This is a genomic window from Paenibacillus sp. PAMC 26794 (genome assembly GCF_000316035.1).
Lineage (GTDB): Bacteria > Bacillota > Bacilli > Paenibacillales > Paenibacillaceae > Paenibacillus.
On record NZ_ANHX01000003.1, the window covers coordinates 67,133 to 89,277 of the forward strand.

Consider the following 22,145-nt stretch of genomic DNA (forward strand, 5'->3'; position numbering starts at 1 on the left):
ACATTTACACCGAACGGAGAGGACAGAAAGGACCTGAAGAAGCGGAGCGGTCGCCTTTATCCCCGGATTTTCCCCTTTGAGAAAAGGGAATCAAAAAATCTGGGGATAACAGCGATCGGAAGGTTGTTCTGTCATCGAAGTGTGCAGTGTAAATAATCTTTAGTTCAATATATATCAATAAAGAGAAGGAGGGGATAACTTTGACAGAGAAAGCATCCCTTTTGCTGCAGGAACAGGAGAAGAACATCGCCAGGGCTGAGAATGGTGTTCAATCTGAATTAAAATACGATGCACGCAGCTTTTTCCTAAACGGAGAGCGTGTATTTCTGAACAGTGCCACGATCCATTATTTCCGTATGCCAAAGGAGGAATGGCGTGAGGTTCTGCTGAAGGCGAAGCTGGCAGGCATGAATTGCATCGACACTTACTTTGCATGGAATGTGCATGAACCGGAAGAAGGACAGTGGTCCTTTGAAGGGGACAACGATTGCGGCGCGTTTCTGGATTTGTGCGCAGAACTCGGCATGTGGGTTATCGCGCGTCCGGGTCCGTTTATCTGTGCAGAATGGGATTTTGGCGGTTTTCCATACTGGCTGGGTACGAAGGACGGCGTGAAATTCCGGGAAAATAATGAGACGTATCTGCACTATGTGAATTTGTATTTTGACCGGCTTGTGCCGATTATTCGGGAGCGGCAGTTATCAGCTGGGGGCACGGTCATTCTGGTTCAGGTGGAGAATGAATACGGGTATCTGATGGATGACGCAGCGGCAAGTGAGCATATGAATACACTGAGAGATGCATTGTTGCAACGTGGCATTGACGCTACGCTGATCACTTGCGTTGGCGGGGCGGAAGGCACAATTGAAGGGGCTAATTTCTGGTCAGGTGCTGACGGGCATTATGAGAAACTTCGAGCCAAACAGCCGGACACCCCGAAGATGGTCACGGAATTCTGGACCGGATGGTTCGAGAATTGGGGAGGGCCTTCGGCGATTCAGAAGACGGCGCCTTTGCTGGAGAGACGTATCATGGAGATTCTGCGTGCCGGGTATACCGGAATCAGTCATTACATGTTCTATGGTGGCACGAACTTTGGTGGATATGGCGGCAGAACGATGGGTAGCAGTGACATCTTCATGATTACGTCCTATGACTATGATGCACCGCTGAACGAATATGGACGGGTGACACCGAAATATGCAGTAACCAAGAATTTATCCTATTTCGTCCATGCTTTTGGGGCCCTTCTGATGGAAACAGAGGAAATTCCAGAAGAACAGATCGTTGTACGTCATCCTGAAGGCATATCTGTACGAGGCAGAGAGGCTGACAACCAGAAGATTTGGTTCCTGGAGAGTCACAAGGATGAACGGGAGACGATGCACATTACGCTGGAGGAAGGCCGTACTCTTCCCGTATCGCTGAATCCAGGACAGATTGTTCCGTTGCTGGATCGAGTACAGATTGCTGAACACGTATACCTGACTGCGGGTACGATGATTACGGGCAATGAAATGATAAACGGAGAATTGAACCTGTTCATCGTGGCCGCTGCCGGGCAGCGTTCTGTTGTTGAACTGGAAGCCGGGGCACTAAACGTCACGAGCAGTACGGTGCAAGTGCTGGTTGAGCATGATTCAGCAAGGAACGTATACCGCTTCGATCTGTTCCATTTCCAAGAGCCGGGAATGATCCAACTGGAAGCCAACGGCACACCGATCCGATTCATCATTCTTGATCAAGAAACGATGAATCGAACATGGCGATTGGAAGCAACAGACCAGAAGGGACTTCGTTATGCGATCGGCTTCGATGACGTAGACGTATTACCATCGGGTCAGGTCAAGGGTATGATCACTGATCCGGATCGCACAATTAAGCTACTTGGTGACTGGACCGATGGAGAACGGACGTTAACAGGTCGCGAGTTCTATGCCAGCGAGGAATCTATTGCAGGTATACAGCGGCAGCTTCCAAGGACATCACCGAGTGCGCCGACGTTGTCTGATTCTCCTGAGCTGTCACGTATTAGGTTAACTGCGAAGCAACGCTCGGTGAGTGCACAACCGGAAGACTTTTCCCGGTACGGACAAGATTTTGGTTATCTATTGTACGAATGTGATTTCGAGAGTGCAACCGAAGGAATTACCAGTCTCATTTTGCCGGACATTCAGGATACCGCCAGAATTATTGTCAATGGAGTACAGCAGGTACTGGTTCGTCAGGTAGGGGCAGCAGGAGTGCAGTTGCAGGTGGCCAAAGGGAAAAATACACTTCAGATTCTGGTACAACATATGGGCAGATTGAACTTCTCTCCGTATTTGGGTGAGAGCAAAGGTCTGGCTGGTGCTGTGTATCTGGGTGGCAAAGTTCAGGATATTCGTCGGGATTGGCGTATGGAGAGTGGGTTTGTGCATCTCGATGAGGTGAACTCTCTCCAAGAATCTCCACTGCTGAGCAGAAGTTTTAAGCTGGATGGCATGGATCGGGCGATTCTTGTGGGAGCCTTGAGCAAAGGTCTTCGTATCAATGGCATCGAAGTTCCGATGGAAGGATATCAGGATTGGTTTGCCTTCCAGACGTTAGACATATCCTTGTATATCAAGCCCGGAGAGACGAATACACTGGAAATGCCGTATAGCCGCTCTTCGCTGCATCGACTGGAACTGATCACATATCCGAGTCAGGGAGAACTGAAGGATTGGCGTATGGCGGGGACGGATGCATTGCTTCCGCAACAATGGGAGAGATACGAGGTAGAACAGGAATCGCTCCATCCTGGACAGGGATCAATCCAGCGTGCAGGACAGCCTGGTATCGCCGCAGGTGGCAATTGTACTGCCAATCTGGTGACCCATACCTCGGATGAATCGGTTAATAGTGCTACATTGAACGAGGAGTCTCATCCTGTATCCAATCATACTCCAGTCAGAGGGTCGTATGGTCAGCCGGTCTGGTACCGCTGGCGTTTCGCGAAGCCTGCGGTTTCGGAGCATCATAAAGTGAACCTGATGCTTCGCCTGACCGGGATGAGCAAAGGAACCATTCACCTGAACGGACATCATCTGGGCCGTTACTGGCAGATTGGTCCGCAAGAGGATTACAAGATTCCACTAGCATGGCTACAGGAAGAGAATGAATTACTTTTGTTCGATGAAGAAGGCAGAACACCAGAACGGGTACGATTCCTGTTGGACGCATTATCCCGTTATCCGTGGGTTGTGGTGGAATAGTTCGTGTATGGATCGTTAGCTGTCTTACCGATCCAACTATGGTTGGGAACAATAACTGGATCGAGATAGTTCGAGTCGCACGCAACATTTCATCTTTTACCACAGTCACACTACCTCATTTTCTTAGTCAAATAACCCGAGCTTGTGAATCTTTCGGATTCAGTCTTGCGGAGTGAATTAGGCTAAGGGAATGGGGAAACTGTGGTGACCAGGTCTGTACAATGAACTAAGGTAACACTTGTAGCTTAATTAATTGTAACCGTTTAGATACATAAAGAGTGTTCATCCATGATCTGTGAAGGGAGTGATGCTTCATGTAATTGGAATTTGAACAGGTAGTCGTGAGATGTTGCTCATCAGGGACAGTCCCAGGTACGTTTTGTCTTTGGTAATACAGTAAGGTATTCCTCTGTTCATCACTCATGGATAAGGAGATGACCCAATGTTGACGAAGCAGGAAGAGGGAATAGGAGGAATAGGAGTAGGAAAGTCCAATGGTTTCAAGGCCGGAATGATCCTGCTGCTTGGAACATTGCTTCTATTAACGATGTTATTCCCCAATACAGCCAGAGCAGCAACAAGTGTCTATACGATATCCGCCTTTACGAACACAAGTGAGTCCAATATGTATATCTATGAATCGTATAATGCAACCCACTATGGTTTGCTAAAAGGGCCAGCCTATACACCTCCGGCCAATCTGATTCGCGATCCCAGCATCATGAAGCACACAGACGGTCTATATTACGTCGTCTACACCACGAACTGGTCGGGTAACACCATCGGCATCGCCTCCAGCCCGGATAAGGTAAACTGGACATTTGTCCGTAACATTACATTATCCACACCTACCACAATCGCACACACCTGGGCACCAGAATGGTTCAAAAACAGCAACGGCAGTCTGAACATTATCGTGTCCCTCTCACCAGGCAACTATCAGAATTTCAAACCTTATGTACTCACAGCTTCAGGTAGCAATCTAACATCTACCTCATGGTCTGCACCTACTGAACTGGCAGGCATTGCTCCCAATTATATCGACACTTTTATCGTGAAGACAGGCTCAACCTATCATGCTTTTACCAAGAACGAGACCACCAAATACATTGAATATGCGACAGCCACCTCGCTAACGGGTCCTTATACCTTTAAAGGCACAGGGGATTGGGCAGGTTGGGGTTCTTGGGTGGAAGGCCCGGCGCTTGTTCAGCTGGATAATGGTTCATGGCGAATCTACTTTGACGGCTATGCGACACAAAAATATTATTACAGCGACTCTGCTGACAACTTTCAGACTTGGGGTGCCAAACAAGAGATTGCGGGTCTTACCGGACTCGTCCGGCATATGACCGTATTGAAAGAGTCCGGACAACTGGGTGATATCCGCAAGCTGGAGTCATTCAATGTGCCGGGCAGCTTCATTCGTCATTACAACTATCAGGCACGAATTGATGCGAATGTCAGTCCGGCGGAGGATGCACAATTCCGTATCGTTCCCGGGCTGTCGAATGCAACAGGCATATCGTTTGAGTCCATGAATTATCCGGGTTATTTCCTGCGCAATAATAATGGCAACATCACACTCGTGAAAAATGACGGCAGCGCTATGTTCCGAAATGACGCCACGTTCAAACGTGTAAATGGACTTGCTAACGCTAGTTGGACATCGTATGCCTCGTTTAGTAACCCGAACCTGTACCTGAGACATTATAATAACGTGCTGAAATTGGAAGCTGTCATTACCGCAATCGATAAGTCAGACGCGACCTTCCGAGAGGTTGCACAATAATGGGTGTTCGTGTTTCGAAAAATTCATAAGGAGTGAAGCAGATGAAGTGGTTAAAACGAATGAGCTCGCTGCTGCTGGCAGGAAGTCTGCTAACAGGCAGTTTGGGTCTGGGGACAGAGGTATCTGCCGCGGGAGCCTACACGGCTGTTGCCGATCCATCGAAGCAATATCAGACGATGGAAGGATGGGGAACATCACTCGCGTGGTGGGGCAAAGTGGTTGGAGAATATTCCAATCGGGATGAGTATGTAGAGAAAATGTTCAACGCGAATACCGGACTGGGGCTGAATATCCTGCGGTACAACATTGGAGGCGGGGATAATCCATCATCCAATATCCTCGAATATCGTAAAGCGGTTCCTGGTTACCAGCCTTCTCCCGGCGTGTATGACTGGAATGCAGATGCAAACCAACGATATATGCTGCAAGCTGCCAAAGCTCAAGGCGTGAATGTTATCGAAGCTTTTGCGAATTCCGCACCTTACTGGATGACGATCAGTGGTAATGTGTCCGGTTCGGCCAATGGTGGTAACAACCTCAAGCCCGATTACTACGATGATTTTGCCGATTACTTAACTGAGGTTGTGAAGCATTTTCGGGATAACTGGGGGATCACATTTGATAGTGTAACTCCGCTGAATGAACCGATCTCGACATGGTGGAAGCAGGGCAATGACCAGGAGGGCATGCACTTTGACCGGGTAGATCAGAACACAATTCTGAGTCAGGTACAAGCTTCGTTGAATGCAAAGGGCCTGTCCACAAAGCTGAGCGCACCGGAAGAATACAGTATCGATGATACCAATGTGTCGTTCAACAGCTACAGCAATGCGGTTAAATCAGCGCTCACTCAGATCAACACCCATACGTATGGCGGAAGCAATCGTGCTGCTTTGCGCAACACAGCGACGTCTGCGGGCAAACATCTGTGGACCTCGGAATATGGAGACGGGGATGCAAGTGGACTTACGATGTCACGGACCATCCTCAAGGATATTCGCAATATGGGCGCAAGTGGATGGGTGTATTGGCAAGCCGTGGATAGTGCAGAAGGATGGGGATTCTTCAAGAACGTGTTGAACAATACGCAAACGACCAGTTACACCGTGAACCAAAAATATTATGTCATGGGCAACTACAGCAAATTTATTCGTCCTGGATACAAGATTATCGGCATGAGTGATGCCAATACCCTTGCAGCCTATGATGCAGCTTCCGGCAAAGTTGTGCTGGTAACAACCAATTCGGAGTCGACGGATACAACGGTAACCTATGATCTCAGTCGTTTTACTAACACAGGCACGTCTGCTCAAGTATATCGGACCTCTTCAAAAGAGAAGTTGCAGCAACTGACCAATATTTCGGTGCAAAACAAAACCTTTATTGCTACGGCCAAGGCCAATTCGGTCACAACCTACGTCATTTCCGGTGCAACTTACAATGGCGGTGCAGGATATGAAGCCGGGGCCATCTACAAATTAATCAACCGCAACAGTGGACTTGCACTCGATGTTAACGGTGCTTCTTCTACGGGTGGGGCAACAATCATTCAGTGGAATGATAATGGAGCAGCTAACCAGCAATGGAAGCTGGAGTCGGCAGGTAACGGATATTACAACATTCGCAATGTAGGCAGTGGGCTTTTGCTGGATGTGAATTCGGGTTCCACACAAGGCGGAGCCGATCTGATTCAGTGGCAGGATAACGGGGGCAACAATCAGCAATGGCTGCCAATTGATGTGGGAGGATATGTGGTACTTGCGAATCGAAACAGTGGCCTGACGGTTGACATCAATCAAGGGTCTCTGACCGCGGGTGCCTCCACCATTCAATGGGCCGACAATGGCGGTGCCAATCAGCAATGGAGCCTAGTCAAAGTTAATTAGTGTGAGTACGCTTGAATTACACGTTATTACGTGTCCTTCTTTCTTGGCGGTGCAGTGCTCTAAGCAACACTGCACCCTCAAGAAAAGTAGCTATTTTAGACATACATATGTTCATCCACCCGGCTGGTACTTAACGAAAACGGGATAGGGCGAACCTGCTAATATCCTGATCCGTGTGCCCCGTTTGCACCAAGTCGGATAACATTTGCCCAATGGCACTTGCGAACTTGAAGCCATGACCGGAGAAACCGCCTGCGAGCCACACACGTTCATGGGCAGGGTGTCGGTCGATAATAAAATCTTCATCCGAAGTGAATTCATACTTGCATACACTACCACGCTTCAATTCTCCAGCAGCCTGCGGCATATGAAGTTCGAGCAGCCTGCGCAGATCCCCCTCGTCCGTTTCTTCCGTACCAAAAGGAGCCATTGTACTTCCTGGTGTCCACACCTGACCTGTATCATGACGACCCATCTTCAGACCTGATCCGCCCATGCTTGGGAATCCATAATATGTACCTTCTTTTCCTGCCAGTGTAAAACCGGGGAACTGTGCCTCGCCGTACAAGGCTTCTGGTGCATCAAACCATCCAACCGTTTTACGCACTGCCTGGATCGGGAGATCCACGAAAGGTTTTAATGTCTGAAACCAGGCACCAGCGCTCAGGATGATTTGATTCGCGTGGTATGTCTCGCCACCTGAAGTCTGAACTGCGACGGAATGTGGTCCATATTCGATATGCTCCACACGAGTGTGAGTTAACAAGGTGGCACCATGAGCCTCGGCTGCTTTGCGGAAGGCACGAATACAGGGTTCACTATACAAATAACCCGCATCAGGCTCATACATGCCCTCGTAATGTTCAGGTATTGTAATACCTGGCCAGCGCTTCATCACCTCGGCTGCGTGCAACGTTTCATACCGAATGCCTGCATCATCTGCATGGCTCAATCGGTTGTGGAAGGAATGAATCTCCGGATCAACCACATTTATTACACCGGAAGGAACAAAAAGTTGGTCTCCGGTCGTTTCCTCCAGCTCGTGCCATAACTTCTGTGCAAGTAATGCCATGGCAATATAGTCAGGCCCACCACTGTACACATGGCGCATCAGTCTGCTATCCCCGTGATGACTTCCTTCCGTATGCGGAGGATCAAAGGCATCAATTAATAAAGTTTTGCATCCACTGCGCGATAGATAATATCCAGCACTCATACCCATGGAGCCGGCTCCAACGATAATAACGTCATATGATTGTGTAATGATAGCACGTCCTCTCCTTATGAATCCTAATTCTAATCTTCTACAGCATAATGTAGTCTCCCAGATCATGGTAGTCAATAGAACAGTTGATAAACCTTGTCCCCCGGAATGAGCCCATGCTATATTGGAGAGATGTGAGGAGATGAGGATATGAAGCTGGTGTCCTGGAATGTGAATGGCTTAAGGGCATGTGTTAACAAAGGATTCATGGATTATTATCAGGAGAGTCAGGCGGATATTTTCTGCCTTCAGGAGACCAAATTGCAAGCCGGACAGATTGAGATGGACCTGGGGGAAGATGTTTATCAATATTGGAATTATGCGATCAAAAAAGGATATTCCGGCACAGCTGTATTTAGCCGAATTAAACCTTTATCCGTTCGTTACGGGATAGAGGAGGACAGCGAGCCGGAAGGCCGGATGATTACACTGGAGTATGATGAGTTTTATCTGGTGAACGTCTATACCCCTAACGCGAAGCGGGATCTGACCCGGCTGCCTTACCGTCTGGAATGGGAGGATCGATTCCGGGGCTACATTCTGCACCTGGAGCAGACTAAGCCGGTTATCGTCTGTGGTGACCTGAATGTGGCTCATCAGGAGATTGACCTGAAGAATCCGAAGCCCAATCTGGGCAATTCCGGATTTACCCTTGAAGAGCGTGGCAAGATGACCGATCTGCTTGCTTCCGGGTATGTGGACAGCTTCCGCCATCTCTATCCGGATCGTACGGATGTATACAGCTGGTGGTCTTATATGCCGAAGGTTAGAGAACGGAACGTCGGCTGGCGCATTGATTATTTTCTAGTATCCAATCAATTGGCACCTAAGGTGGCAGATGCGCATATCGACTGCCATGTGATGGGCAGTGATCATTGTCCGGTGGGTCTTACTTTACAACTGTAGGTAAAAGGATCAGAGTGAGATGGACAGTGGCATGAATTTTAAAATATAGGCATAGATGAACTGCAAGTTTCCTGAATGGGAGATTTGCAGTTTTTTTGCGTCACAGGTAGGGGAGGGACACTGGACTTTGGTTGGGGAAAGAACTGGACTCGGGATTGTTTCAATCCCGCTATTTCTTGGGTACGATTGAAGCATACATATATAGATGAACCTTTGGGATAAGGGGTAGAGAAGATGAAGAAGGGGTTACGGAGAGGGTTAAAAGTGCTGGGAGGCATCATGCTTGCCACAGGACTTTTGCTGCTGGCAGGTACAGCGTATGAAGCGTATCAATCCACGCAGGATATGAAGTCCTATCCCCCGCCAGGCAAGTATTATGAAGTGAGTGGTCGCAACATGCACCTCTACACTGCTGGCAAAGGAGAGGTAACCGTGGTGTTTGCCTCAGGCTGGGGTACACCCAATCCGTATGTGGATTTCAGTCCGCTATATGACAAGTTGAAATCACAGGTAAAAATTGCGGTATATGATCGGTTCGGGTACGGATACAGCGACTATACGGATGACCCTCGTGATGTTGATACCATCTCGGAAGAGATCCATCAATTGCTGCGAACATCCGGTCAACGTCCACCTTACATCATGGTCGGTCACTCCCTGGGTTCGCTGGAGACACTGCGGTTTGCGCAAAGGTATCCTGATGAGGTGGCTGGCATGGTCATGATCGATGGCGGAAGCCCGGAGTATTACAGTCGTACGGACCTGAATACACCGGAATGGATGATGGATTGGTCCCGTTTTCTGGTGAAAACAGGCATCGCACGAACATTGCTGCAATCGGATCGCATGATGGCATCTCTGGTCATTGACCCAAATCTGGTAACGGAACCGATGAAAAAAGCCGTCACGATATCCACGCTGAGACATGCGTACAATGACAATGTCATGGAAGAGGTTCGGAATTCCAGAACAAATGCAGCGTGTGTGCTTGAGAACAAAACGAAGTTTGGCTTCCCCCTGACGATCCTCACAGCCGGTTCGGAGGAGTCGGATGAGGACAGTCATGCATGGCAGGACGACCAAGCGAATTTTGCTTCATGGTCAAGACACGGAACACAGCTGACGGTTCCACAAGCGACACACAGTATCCACAACAGTCAACCGGATATTGTTGCCGCCGAGATCATGAAATTAGTGACACCGTCCAGTGACCTATGAGTAACATGGTCCCACAAACACATGATGAACAGGATGAGGAGGAGGGATGGATGAAAAAGTTTAAAGTGATCACCCGCTTCCTGTCTATTCTTGTAGCCAGTTGTCTATTGTCTCTAAGTGTATTATCTGTATCTGTGATATGGGTTAAGAATAACGTTCATGCGGTGCCTGTGATCCAGCCGTTTGAACGTGATTAGCACATGAAACTAAGAAGAAGGAGTGGTAACAGATGGTGAAGAAAAGGAAATATGTATTGGCCTGTGCGGCACTGGCGATGATGGTGGCCTTGAGTGCTTGCAACAGCTCAGCAGATGAACCGACAGGTGAAACTGAGAAGGTAGACACCGAAGTTTCCTCCGGAACTGGTGAACAAGCGACTGCTGGAACCAATGAGTTGCCGGAGAACTTGCCAAGTGATTTCCCGTTGCCGGAAGATGCAACGATTCGTTTAGCCAATTCCGGTGAGAATGAAGGCAAGCAATCAGCCATGGTGATTTTCTCCACTGAACAAGATATGAAAACCGTATCCCAGCTGTATAAAGATTACTTCAACGCCAAAAAGTTGACGGATGCGGGTCAGACGATCGATGACAAAAATATTATCATTCAGGGAACCGATCCGGAGACGCAGGATGCCTGGTCGTTGATTGGAGGAACATTGGCGGGACAAGAAGGCGTCATTGAACTGACGTTGACCTGGACAGAATCATAAGCAGAAGATAAGGGCTATTTTTCTTTCTTGCTTTCTTCCTAAAATAACGAATGAACGCCATAATACCTTGCATACGGAGCCGCATTATTGCTGCACCGCTGCAAGGTATTTTTATTTCGAACTGGAAACCTGACAGGTTACATGGTATGTTATATCATTATAAACAGAGTAATAGACAACTATAGAAGAAGACAGGAGAGGATTGAACATGATTAGAGTGGGTATTGTTGGTTACGGTAACTTGGGTAAAGGTGTAGAGAAAGCCATTTCCCAGAACGAGGATATGGAACTGATTGCTGTGTTTACACGTCGTAATCCGGAGCAGATGGTCGCTGAAAGCACAGAAGTACGTTTTGAGCATATCTCTGCAGCGGAGCAATACATAGGCAAGGTTGATGTTATGATCCTCTGTGGTGGCTCTGCAACCGACCTTCCAGAGCAGACACCAGCCATTGCCAAGTTGTTCAATACGGTAGATAGCTTCGATACACATGCGAAGATTCCTGAATTCTACAAAGAAGTTAATGCTGCGGCAGAGCAAGGCGGTCACGTAAGTGTCATTTCCACAGGTTGGGACCCAGGCTTGTTCTCCATGAACCGTCTGCTTGCACAGTCCATCCTGCCAGAAGGAAAAGAGTACACGTTCTGGGGCAAAGGTGTGAGCCAAGGCCACTCGGACGCTATTCGTCGTGTTCCAGGTGTTAAAGCGGGTGTACAGTATACTGTACCTGTTGAAGAGGTGATCAACCGCATTCGTGCAGGGGAGACACCAGAGCTGTCTACACGTGAGAAACATCTGCGTCAATGTTATGTGGTAGCAGAAGATGGTGCTAATCAGGATGAGATCCGTGAGACGATTGTGTCGATGCCTAACTATTTTGCAGATTACGATACAACGGTAACGTTCATTAGCGAAGAAGAATTGAAATCCGAGCATGAAGGTATGCCGCATGGTGGATTTGTAATTCGCAGTGGGGTTACAGGTGCAGGTCAAAAGCAAATTATTGAATTTGGTCTGAAACTCGACAGCAATCCTGAATTTACAGCGAGCGTACTTGTGGCGTATGCAAGAGCCGCACAACGCTTGAGCGTGGAAGGACATAAGGGAGCGAAAACGGTATTTGATATTCCGCTCGGTCACTTGTCTCCGAAATCGGCTGAAGATCTTCGCCGCGACTTGTTGTAATTCTGATTCGTTCCAGTGATTTTATAGAAACAGCTCGTCCTTGGATGTATAGGGCGAGCTGTTTTTTTGCTGTTGCTGTATACGATTCATACTTTCATATGAATTGGCAGGTACTATATTGCCTGTATCCCTGCTCATGTTCTTGCGGAAATGGCGCCCTACACCCAGTGTGAGGGAATGTTAAGATGATCCGGCAACTTGGTATTCACATTACCTTTGGCTGCATTAATCTGGGATTGCGTCAGGAAGATGCCACCTCTCAGGTCTGCATCGCCCAGATCCGTATCCCGCAAGTCCGCGCCAATCCAATCCGCATTTCGTGTATCTGCATTTCGGAGATCGGCTGCGATCATTAAAGCCCCTCGGAAGCTTGCGCCCCGCAGGTCAGCCCCTTTTAAATTGGCACCAAAAAAGTCACTTCCGGTACGCTTTTTACTCTTCTTCGACTTCCCTTGTCCATGAGCGGTGGGTGGCACATTCGCACGTACCATCTCACTTGCCTGGACCAAGAGTTGATTCACACTGGACCGATAATTGGCGATGTCCAGACGGAGGAGGGCCGCAGGCTCCAGATTGCTCAAGTGTTCAATCTCCTCATATAACTCACCAAATGCCGAGTGAAGGGATGATGTCTCCGGTCTCATCATCATTTCCTTCATATAACTGAGCAACTCGTGAAGTTGTCGCAAGGCAGGCAGACAATCGAACATCTCGTTTGCAGACTCTGGATGATCACGCCAATCTTTGCCCGCGTAGGTCACTTGGGACAGCTTCTGTCCAGCTCCGAAACAGTCGTATACCGTGCAACCTTTGAACCCTTTCTGCCGAAGCTGGGTATGGATACCGCAGCGATTGTCCGTGCGCAGATTGGGACAGGGTGTGCCGCTGGCTTTATCAAAAGCAAAGTCAGATGACTTGCCATAGGGCAAGGCAACACAGCACAGGCCAAAACATTGCTCACAGTCTGCGCTAAGATGAGGACTCGCAGTGCTGGCAAATGGTTGGTTAGACAATGTAAACACTTCCTTATAATAGTACACATAGATGGAATTACGTCAGTACCACTTTACCATTGCCTTGCGATTAGAGCAATTGAAGACAAGGAAAAAAGGGCAGTTACCCAAATAGATGGGAACGCCCTTTGATCATGGAGAATCACGTATTTAAATTAAACTACACCTTGAGCGATCATGGAATCCGCTACCTTGAGGAAACCGGCGATATTCGCTCCGGCTACGAGGTTGCCTTCACAACCATACTCTTCAGCAGCTTCTACACAACTGGTGTAGATGTTCTTCATGATGTCATGCAGCTTGGCGTCTACTTCTTCAAATGACCAGGACAACCGCATGCTGTTCTGTGACATTTCAAGAGCAGACACGGCTACACCGCCAGCATTAGCCGCTTTGGCTGGACCAAACAGTACGCCTGCGCCGTGGAAGACGTCAATGGCAGCCAGGGTGGAAGGCATATTCGCTCCTTCGCCAATGGCTTTCACGCCACCTTTGACCAGAAGGGCCGCAGCTTCTTCATCGATCTCATTTTGCGTTGCACACGGAAGAGCAATATCACAAGGAATAGACCAGATTCCTTCACAGCCTTCGGTATAAGTAGCATGCGGATGTTCTTTGATATATTCGCTGATGCGCAGACGATCAACCTCTTTCAGACGTTTCACGGTATCCAGGTTGATGCCTTGTGGATCGTATATATAGCCACCTGAGTCACTACACGCCACGACTGTAGCTCCAAGCTCCTGTGCCTTCTGAATGGCATAGATGGACACATTACCAGAGCCAGAGACAACGACTGTGCTGTCTTGGAAGCTGAGCCCCTTGGATTGCAGCATCTCCTTCACGAAGTACACACAGCCGAAGCCAGTCGCTTCCTTACGTGCCAAGCTTCCTCCGTACAGCAGACCTTTTCCTGTCAATACGCCTGCCACATGCCCACCATGGATACGTTTGTATTGGCCGAACATGTAACCGATTTCCCGTGCGCCAACACCAATGTCACCTGCCGGTACATCGGTATCGGAACCGATATATTTGTACAGCTCTGTCATGAAGCTTTGCGTGAAACGCATGACTTCCAGATCCGATTTTCCTTTGGGATCGAAGTCAGAACCACCTTTACCACCGCCAATGGGCAGACCGGTCAAAGCATTTTTGAAGATCTGTTCGAAGCCAAGGAACTTGATGATACCCGAGTATACGGAAGGGTGGAAGCGAAGTCCGCCTTTGTAAGGACCGATAGCACTGTTAAATTGCACCCGGAATCCACGGTTAACCTGAACTTTGCCCTGATCATCTACCCACGGGACACGGAATGTGATGACACGTTCGGGTTCGACAAGCTGTTCCAGCAGACTATGGTTCCTATATTTGGGGTGTGCTTCAATAACAGGAATAAGGGAATCCAGAATTTCTTTGACCGCCTGATGGAACTCGTCTTCATGCGGATTTCTGGAGACAACTGACTCATAAACGGAATGAACATATTCTGCAGCAGTAACTTGAACGGACTCTGTAGTTTCTTTTGTTATCGTGGACACTTTTTCGATGCACTCCTTTATCGTGTTAAAGTCTGTAAATACCTATTTGCATAAATTGAATAAAAGTTTGTAGTTAAATATACAGGAAAGTAAATAAAAATACGAGATAAAAATTCATAAATATTTTTTTATACAGTAATTAAAATGTTCTATGGATCTACCACATGATGTGAAGAATTAAGTTATTGAATGGAAGATATGACCACAAACGATAATAAAAAAGCAAGTTAGGCGAATATACTGGATTAAAATATTAGTTTTGGTAAGATGGTAAGAAGGTCTCGTATCCCGGGGTCTTTTTAAAATATAAAGGAGGAAAACAAGATGATGAAGAGAAACATGCCAATCAACATGGAGAACAAGGCTTGTATAGGGGGGGAAATCTACTATGAACCATAGGACTTCTCGCCATAATTGCAGAGAGAAGCTGGTGAGCCAGCTATTTACATTCGGTGAAGAGAAAAGAACATTTCTCGACGCCTATTTCGACGCGCGTGATCCAGAGCGGATACAATTGGAAAAACAACTGTCCGCATATACAGAGTATGTGGAAAAACTGCTCCTGGGTCCTGATGAAGATCTGGACTCAGCTGTATTGATCGGCAGTCATATTGATTTTGAATATCTCGATTTTCATACGTCAGATTCGTTCATGATTGTCATGCCAGAGGATACCAATCCTGATGAGGGTCGTATTTCCTTCCTCTCTCCAGTAGGGAGTCAATTACTGCTTGGCAGTAAAGGGGAAGTTAGGTCTGTTCATACACCATCAGGTTCCATGAGAATCCGCATTACGGGGATTGAGCTGAGGAGCGAAACCTTGAACGAGCCAGCGCTAGGGGGTGCAGATCATGCACTTTAAAGAGACAGACTTACCAGGCATTGGACGTAAATACTGGCTGCATACCCGTAGTGGTGAGCATTTGGTCATTGTGATCCATAACGACGAGCGACGTGACCTATTCCATATGGAGTCAGGGGATACGCCAGAAGAGGTGGGTGATATGGTATCTCTTGTCACCCTGGACGATGATGAAGCCCGGGCGGTAGCTGCTATCGTTGGTGGTATGACCTATAAACCGAAGTTTCAGGATGAGCGTGAAGTGATGCTCGAAGGTCTGTTAATCGAATGGCTACGAATTGAGCCTCACGCCGCAAGCGTAGGCATGACGATTGGTGATCTAGATATCCGTCAGGCCACGGGCGCCGTTATTCTCGCTGTTGTGACCAAGGATAAGGAGAAGCATTTTAATCCAGGTCCGGATTATGCTTTTACCGCTGGAGCTACAATTGTAGTTGCCGGTGAACGGAATCAGATCAAGCAGCTCAAACTATTGTTGACTAATGGACGGACTTAGCCTATGGATATGCTCATATTCGAAGTGGGAATTGCCGTTGCGCTGATTACACTTACGGGGCTGATATCTTCACGATTACGATTTTCGGTCATTCCTTTTTATATCCTGATTGGTATGGCTGTTGGACCACATGCACCACAGATCGGCATAGTGGATTTACGTTTTATCGAAAGTTCGACCTTTATTGAATTTATGGGCAGGCTTGGCATTTTGTTTCTGCTATTTTATCTGGGTTTGGAGTTCTCGGTCTCCCGGTTATTAAAGTCTGGCAAAGCCATTCTGACCGGGGGCATGTTCTATGTGGGCCTGAATTTTGTCTCTGGATTGCTGTTGGGGTGGTTCATGGATCTGCCCCTTCAGGAGACACTTGTTGTCTGCGGGATCATGACCAGCTCTTCTACAGCCATTGTAGCTAAAGTGCTCGTTGATCTGAAACGCACGGCAAACCCTGAAACAGAGATTATTATGGGCATGATCATGTTCGATGACTTGTTCATCGCGATTCATATCTCTATCCTGACCGGGCTTGTGCTCAGCGGGGCAACTTCATTCTTAAGTGTTCTGTTAGTATCGCTGTCTGCCCTGCTGTTTATTGTGCTGTTCCTGATTATTGGCAGGAAAAGCATCAAATATATTGATAAGGCACTGAATATCAAGTCATCAGAGTTGTTCCTGCTTACCGTCATGACGCTGCTCTTCCTGGTGGCTGGTTTCTCGGAGACACTGCATGTAGCGGAAGCTATTGGAGCGTTGATGATGGGGCTTGTATTGGGCGAATCAAGACATGTGAGTCGGATTGAACATCAGATCATGCCTTTCAAAGATTTTTTTGGTGCAATTTTCTTCTTCAGTTTTGGCCTGACCATCGAGCCGGCATCACTTGGCGGAGCTGTTGGGATGACGATTATTGCCGTTATTCTGACGATTGCCAGTAACTATGGTGCAGGTATGATCGCTGGCAGATTGGCTGGAATGAGCCCTAAGGCCTCGTTGAATGTGGGCTTTACCCTGGTCTCCCGGGGCGAATTCTCCATTATCATGGCGAACATCGGCAAGGCCGGAGGGCTGATGGCATCCATCCAATCGTTTGCCGTGTTGTATGTGTTAATTCTGGCTGTGCTGGGGCCTATCCTGACGAAAGAATCTCCGCGGATCTATGCTCAGTATGCGCGGCTAAGGAAGCGGATGAAACGAAGGGAAACGGGTTGAGTCAAACGCTGGCTGTCCTTGGACAGTCCGGGTATTCTGACCGTAGTGTTTAATAGGCGTCACACCATTCGGAGAGAGAAATTACTCCGGGGTGTGGCGTTTTTTTATTACTGGGAACCCATTCAATACAGCCTTGTTATTATACCTATTTCACCAAATTATGGTATGTATCCATATCTTGTGCGTGGTCGTGAATGTTTAAGTCCAGAGGCAGGACTATAGTTGTGATTTGGTAGAGAGGGATTGAAAATAAGAAGTTATTATGTAAAATAATGTTATATTCGAATCTAGCAGTTGAGCGCACTATGTACACGAGAATGGACGAGGAGGAATAGCTCATGAACAAGAAAAGTAGATTTCAACGGTTAAAATGGGCCGGTACAGGGATGTTGCTCAGTCTCGTATTATTTGCTCTGCCTGCATCTGCTGCATGGAACGATACATATCAGGGTTACGCAACGTATACGGGCTCAGGTTACTCAGGAGGTGCAGTGTTGCTTGATCCCATCCCGGCGGACATGAAGATTACTGCACTTAATCCGTTCCAACTCAATTATAACGGTGTCAAAGCCGCTTTAGCGGGAGCCTATCTCGAGGTGCAGGGTCCTAAAGGCAAAACAACCGTCTATGTAACAGACCTCTATCCAGAAGGCGCCAGTGGAGCGCTGGATCTCTCACCGAATGCCTTTAACCTGATCGGTGACCCAAAGGCAGGTAAAATCAATATCAGCTGGAAAGTGGTTAAAGCTCCAATTCAAGGCAACGTCTCCTATCGGATCAAGGAAGGCAGCAGTCAGTGGTGGGCAGCCATTCAGGTTCGTAATCACAAATATCCGGTGCTGAAGTTCGAAGTGAAACAGAAGGATGGTACGTGGCTCAATCTTGAAAAGCAAGACTATAATCATTTCCTGGGAACTGGACTGGGCAAAGAAAAACTAAACGTTCGTATTACCGATATTCGCGGTCAGGTATTGAATGACACGATCCCGGCTCTGCCTAATGATGGGTCAGGTGGTGCATATATCGTACCGGGCAATGTACAGTTTCCCGATTGACAGATATACGAAGGTGTTATAAAAAGAAGTATGGTCATAGACGTATTCTTAACGAAAAGTCGTACACTGTACGGCTTTTTTTGTATACGAAAAGAGGAGAATGTACCGTATGAAAAAAAGTTTGCCTTCATATCAGACAACACATCCCTATTGGAAACAGTATCAGGCCTTTTTCCCGGAAGAAGTGAGGCTAGGGGAGCATACAGTTCCTGAGGAAGAATGGTGGGAGTCCAATGGGGTTCATCTGCATATCGATCGCTTACCTGCGCCGGAGTCTTCAATCAAAATTCTGTTCATTCATGGTGCGGGAGGCAATGGCAGGTTGCTCGCTCCGTATGCCCGCATGTTGCAGCGACATGGATACGAGGTGGTATCGCCAGATCTTCCGCCGTATGGGTTAAGTTACGCAATGTCTGGTACACGTATCAACTACGAACTATGGATAGAGCTGCTTGTGTCACTCATCGAACGGGAATACAAAAAAGACGGCAAGCCAATCGTTGTATTGGGAAGTAGCATCGGAGGTATGCTTGCCTATCACACCAGTGCACGCAGCAAGCGTGTTAAGGGTCTGATCGCAACTACATTTGTAGATACGAGTAATCCGGAAATGCGTGACCAGCTTGCGCCGAATCGTCTGGTGAGCCGGGCGGGAAAACGTATGATGGATCTGTTTCCTAGTCTACTGGATCATGTACGTATTTCGGTCAAACAGGTATCCCGAATGCAACTGATTACTAATAACAAGGACTTAACCCGGCTTATTATGGATGATCCACAAGCGGCAGCTACACGTATTCCGTTGGAATTATTAAGAACATTCCTTAATAAAAAACCGGAGGTAAGCCCGGAACAGTTCAACCAGTGTCCGGTCCTGTTGGTTCACCCTGAACTGGACCCCATGACACCGATCAGGTTCAGCCAATCTTTTTTTGATCGTCTGGTTGTGGACAAGGAATGTGTGATCTTGGAGGGTGCAGGCCATTTTCCTATAGAGCAGCCAGGACTGAACCAGTTAGAGGTAGCAGTACTACGATTTTTACAACAAATTCATTGATTTAAGGTCATGATATAGCTTCAAATACATCGTTCTCATATCCTGAGTACGTAAAACACCTCCCATTAAGGGAGATGTATTTGAATGTTTTCGATATGAACTGCGCTACCGCCAACCTGAATCTGTGTGATTTCATTAGAGCTGCCCAGCGTTAATCTGGCTCGGATCTCGGAGGGGCGGTTCATGGTATACCCTTGTCTGATCGTGTACGTGTGATGAAGAGGATCTGTGAGTTGGTTGTACTGGGATAAATAACAGAGCATTGCACCATTGGATGTGCCCGTTGCACTCTCTTCCGGTATATCATAAAGCGGTGCAAAATTACGGCATTCTGCCAGAACGTCCATAACATCTGATTCGAGTGTAAACACGTGATAACCTATGGCATGATGAGCCTTGCTTATTTCAGTGATACGCTGGAAGTCAGGGTCGATTTGGGTTAGAACATCAACATCTTTAACAGCTATCATGATATCGGGTAGCCCGGTAGACACAATCTGTACAGGTAGCTCGGAATGTAAATCCTCCATAGAAATACGTAACGAATCGGCAATCTGCTGTCGATCCACGATCTCCCCAAACTCCGGCAACGTCTGTGACAGATAGACTTCTCCATTGAATTCGATATCGACTTTAAGAATTCCGGCCAGTGTCTCCAGTGTATATGTACCAACATTAACGAGCAGCTGTGTCTTCATTAGATAAAACAAAGCAATTGTGGCATGTCCACATAGATCGACTTCATCACTTGGGGTGAAATAACGCACTTTGAAATCAGCCTGATCCGACGGCATAACAAACGCAGTCTCTGAAAAACCGACTTGTCTGGCAATCTCCTGCATCTGGGATTCAGACAAATGAGCTGCTTGTAAAACAACACCTGCGGGGTTTCCGCCATGAGCCTTGTCCGAAAATGCATGTAATGTACTTACTTCCACTTCCATCATGTTACCTCGCTTGTTTAGTTATTGGTTAAGATTTAACGTAATCGATAATCGACATTATATCACGATTGTTGAACGGGCTTGTGAATCCCAGATTGCTGTGAATTTTTGAATGAATAGGTCAAGTGATCGCTGGGAAAGGGTAATGAAGGGAGAGAGAACATAACGATAATTCAATGGAAAGGCTGGGATCTCTAATGAAAGCAATTGTGATTGAGGAATTTGGTGGAGCGGAACAATTGAAGGAACAGGAAGTAGCCAAGCCAGTATGTGGAGTGAATCAGGTGCTGATTCGAACGCATGCCACGTCGGTGAACCCGGTGGACTTCAAAATCAGACAAGGCGATATGAAAGAGGCAGCGGAGAATTTTCCATTGATTCTGGGCGGCGATGTTGCCGGTATTGTGGCTGAAGCAGGCTCGAATGTCACGCGGTTCAGGGAAGGTGATCGGGTATTTGCGCGTCCGCGTCAATTCGGAACCTATGCAGAATATGTTGCTGTCGATGCGGATATTATTGCCCGTATACCGGAGCAACTGAGTTTCGAGGAAGCAGCAGCGATCCCGCTGGCGGCAATGACGGCCTGGCAGGCACTTGTGGATCACGGACGTTTAGGCAAAGGGCAGAAGGTACTCATTCATGCTGGTGCAGGTGGTGTGGGAACGTATGCCATTCAGATTGCCAAGTCCCTCGGCGCTGAAGTGGCTTCCACGGCAAGTGAATCAAACGAAGCGTTGCTTCGCTCGTTGGGTGTGGATCATTTTATCAACTATAAAAAAGAAGATTTCTCGGAGATTCTCTCCGATTATGATGTTGTGCTGGACACCATGGGCGGTGATATTCAGCGCGATAGCTTCAAGGTGTTAAAGTCTGGCGGGCATCTGGTATCCTTGGTGGAACAACCGGATGAGAAGCTTGCCATAGAAGCCGGAGTAACGGCCAACGTCTTCATGATGGAGCCCAAAGGGGATCAACTGGATCAGCTGGCTGAACTGGCTGCGGAAGGCAAACTCAAATCGGTTATTGATGGAACGTACCCGCTAACTCAACAGGGAGTACGGGAAGCACATGAGAAGAGTGAGACCCATCATACCCGCGGGAAACTGGTTATTCAGGTGCAATAGAATTCATTAACTGGTAGAAGTATTTGGACTCATGAGTCTGATACAGATTGAACCAGGCCTGTAATGTTTCTGGTGCAAAGACATTCAACAGCTTCAACACATGCATCGTAAATTCTAACGGAGCTATTCCAGATGCAGTAACTACATTTCCATCGGTTACTGCAGGCTCCGTTACATAATATGTTTCTCCAGTATAATCTGGGCATATCATCTTCAGGTATTCTAAATCATTGCTTGTATGATGTCTGGAATCCAGTATCCCTATGTTTGCAAGTGCAACTGTCGCACCGCAAATCGCCGCAATAACCGTACCCTCTTCTATAGAGGCAGCAACTTTTTTCAATAGGGGATCATGGATGGTGTCCATCCAGGTGTTTCCTCCTGGAAGAATGATGACGTCGTCACCTTTCAATGTACATTCATCAATAGAAATATGAGGAAGGATGTTCAATCCGCCCATGGTAGTTACCGGATGTTTATCCACGCCTACGGTTACGACCTGTAAAGGCTTGATCTCTTTCCTAAAATACCTTCCCGAGTTCAATTCAGCAGTTAGATATCCTACCTCCCAGTCTGCCATCGTATCAAATACATATAGATATACGTTCTTCGTTTGCATCATACATGCTCCTTTTGTTTTCATG

The 22,145-nt window shown here is 47.5% G+C and carries 19 protein-coding genes; 14 read left to right on the top strand and 5 right to left on the bottom strand.

The features are described 5' to 3' along the window. The first annotated feature begins 200 nt into the window (after positions 1–200). The 3 genes from D829_RS0101290 to D829_RS30195 all read left to right on the top strand — a co-directional run bounded on the left by D829_RS0101290 (position 201) and on the right by D829_RS30195 (position 6,914). Positions 201–3,236, top strand: coding sequence for a beta-galactosidase (locus D829_RS0101290; RefSeq protein ID WP_017687024.1), 3,036 nt, complete (start codon positions 201–203; stop codon positions 3,234–3,236). Between the two features lie 442 nt (positions 3,237–3,678). Then, positions 3,679–5,028, top strand: coding sequence for a glycoside hydrolase family 43 protein (locus D829_RS0101295; protein WP_017687025.1), 1,350 nt, complete (start codon positions 3,679–3,681; stop codon positions 5,026–5,028). Between the two features lie 41 nt (positions 5,029–5,069). After that, a complete protein-coding gene (locus tag D829_RS30195; RefSeq protein WP_017687026.1) occupies positions 5,070–6,914 on the top strand; it encodes an RICIN domain-containing protein in 1,845 nt (614 codons plus the stop codon). Between the two features lie 130 nt (positions 6,915–7,044). Here the strand turns inward: D829_RS30195 and solA are convergent, their stop codons facing one another. Next, positions 7,045–8,178, bottom strand: a complete 1,134-nt coding sequence (gene solA, locus D829_RS0101305) for an N-methyl-L-tryptophan oxidase (RefSeq protein WP_277422752.1) — start codon at positions 8,176–8,178, stop codon at positions 7,045–7,047. A gap of 150 nt (positions 8,179–8,328) precedes the next feature. On the opposite strand from solA, the gene D829_RS0101310 reads away from it, so the two are divergent. The 5 genes from D829_RS0101310 (at position 8,329) to D829_RS0101330 (ending at position 12,200) form a co-directional block, all read left to right on the top strand. After that, positions 8,329–9,084 (top strand): exodeoxyribonuclease III, encoded by a 756-nt coding sequence (locus D829_RS0101310; RefSeq protein WP_017687028.1) that lies wholly within the window; start codon positions 8,329–8,331, stop codon positions 9,082–9,084. A 234-nt stretch (positions 9,085–9,318) separates the two neighbouring features. Continuing rightward, a complete protein-coding gene (locus tag D829_RS0101315) occupies positions 9,319–10,302 on the top strand; it encodes an alpha/beta hydrolase (RefSeq protein WP_017687029.1) in 984 nt (327 codons plus the stop codon). A gap of 50 nt (positions 10,303–10,352) precedes the next feature. Next, entirely contained in the window at positions 10,353–10,499 is a 147-nt protein-coding gene (locus tag D829_RS33605; protein ID WP_017687030.1) for a hypothetical protein, read from the top strand. 32 nt (positions 10,500–10,531) lie between these two features. After that, positions 10,532–11,014, top strand: a complete 483-nt coding sequence (locus D829_RS0101325) for a hypothetical protein (RefSeq protein WP_017687031.1) — start codon at positions 10,532–10,534, stop codon at positions 11,012–11,014. 202 nt (positions 11,015–11,216) lie between these two features. Continuing rightward, positions 11,217–12,200 (top strand): diaminopimelate dehydrogenase, encoded by a 984-nt coding sequence (locus tag D829_RS0101330; RefSeq protein ID WP_026080941.1) that lies wholly within the window; start codon positions 11,217–11,219, stop codon positions 12,198–12,200. Positions 12,201–12,358: 158 nt separating this feature from the next. Here D829_RS0101330 and D829_RS0101335 read toward each other — a convergent pair whose 3' ends face one another. Further along, positions 12,359–13,213 (bottom strand): pentapeptide repeat-containing protein, encoded by an 855-nt coding sequence (locus D829_RS0101335; RefSeq protein WP_017687033.1) that lies wholly within the window; start codon positions 13,211–13,213, stop codon positions 12,359–12,361. Between the two features lie 155 nt (positions 13,214–13,368). Beyond that, on the bottom strand, positions 13,369–14,745 hold the full coding sequence (gene gdhA, locus D829_RS0101340) for an NADP-specific glutamate dehydrogenase (protein ID WP_026080942.1): 1,377 nt from the start codon (positions 14,743–14,745) through the stop codon (positions 13,369–13,371). Positions 14,746–15,142: 397 nt separating this feature from the next. On the opposite strand from gdhA, the gene D829_RS32285 reads away from it, so the two are divergent. The 5 genes from D829_RS32285 (at position 15,143) to D829_RS0101365 (ending at position 19,433) form a co-directional block, all read left to right on the top strand. Continuing rightward, on the top strand, positions 15,143–15,616 hold the full coding sequence (locus D829_RS32285; RefSeq protein ID WP_017687035.1) for a GreA/GreB family elongation factor: 474 nt from the start codon (positions 15,143–15,145) through the stop codon (positions 15,614–15,616). Then, a complete protein-coding gene (locus tag D829_RS0101350; protein WP_085981431.1) occupies positions 15,603–16,112 on the top strand; it encodes a cation:proton antiporter regulatory subunit in 510 nt (169 codons plus the stop codon). Before D829_RS32285 ends, D829_RS0101350 begins: the two co-directional genes overlap by 14 nt. Before the next feature lie 3 nt (positions 16,113–16,115). Continuing rightward, positions 16,116–17,321: a cation:proton antiporter gene (locus D829_RS0101355; protein WP_017687037.1), complete on the top strand. Its 1,206-nt coding sequence runs from the start codon at positions 16,116–16,118 to the stop codon at positions 17,319–17,321. A gap of 338 nt (positions 17,322–17,659) precedes the next feature. Then, entirely contained in the window at positions 17,660–18,376 is a 717-nt protein-coding gene (locus D829_RS0101360; RefSeq protein ID WP_017687038.1) for an expansin EXLX1 family cellulose-binding protein, read from the top strand. A gap of 109 nt (positions 18,377–18,485) precedes the next feature. Further along, positions 18,486–19,433 (top strand): alpha/beta hydrolase, encoded by a 948-nt coding sequence (locus D829_RS0101365; RefSeq protein WP_017687039.1) that lies wholly within the window; start codon positions 18,486–18,488, stop codon positions 19,431–19,433. A 65-nt stretch (positions 19,434–19,498) separates the two neighbouring features. Here the strand turns inward: D829_RS0101365 and D829_RS0101370 are convergent, their stop codons facing one another. Next, positions 19,499–20,380, bottom strand: a complete 882-nt coding sequence (locus D829_RS0101370) for a PhzF family phenazine biosynthesis protein (protein WP_346773272.1) — start codon at positions 20,378–20,380, stop codon at positions 19,499–19,501. Positions 20,381–20,574: 194 nt separating this feature from the next. Between D829_RS0101370 and D829_RS0101375 the strand changes: the two genes are divergently transcribed. Then, a complete protein-coding gene (locus D829_RS0101375) occupies positions 20,575–21,501 on the top strand; it encodes an NADP-dependent oxidoreductase (RefSeq protein WP_026080944.1) in 927 nt (308 codons plus the stop codon). Here the strand turns inward: D829_RS0101375 and D829_RS0101380 are convergent. Then, a complete protein-coding gene (locus tag D829_RS0101380; RefSeq protein WP_017687042.1) occupies positions 21,485–22,120 on the bottom strand; it encodes a type 1 glutamine amidotransferase family protein in 636 nt (211 codons plus the stop codon). The two genes, D829_RS0101375 and D829_RS0101380, sit on opposite strands and share 17 nt — an antisense overlap. Positions 22,121–22,145: the final 25 nt, after the last annotated feature.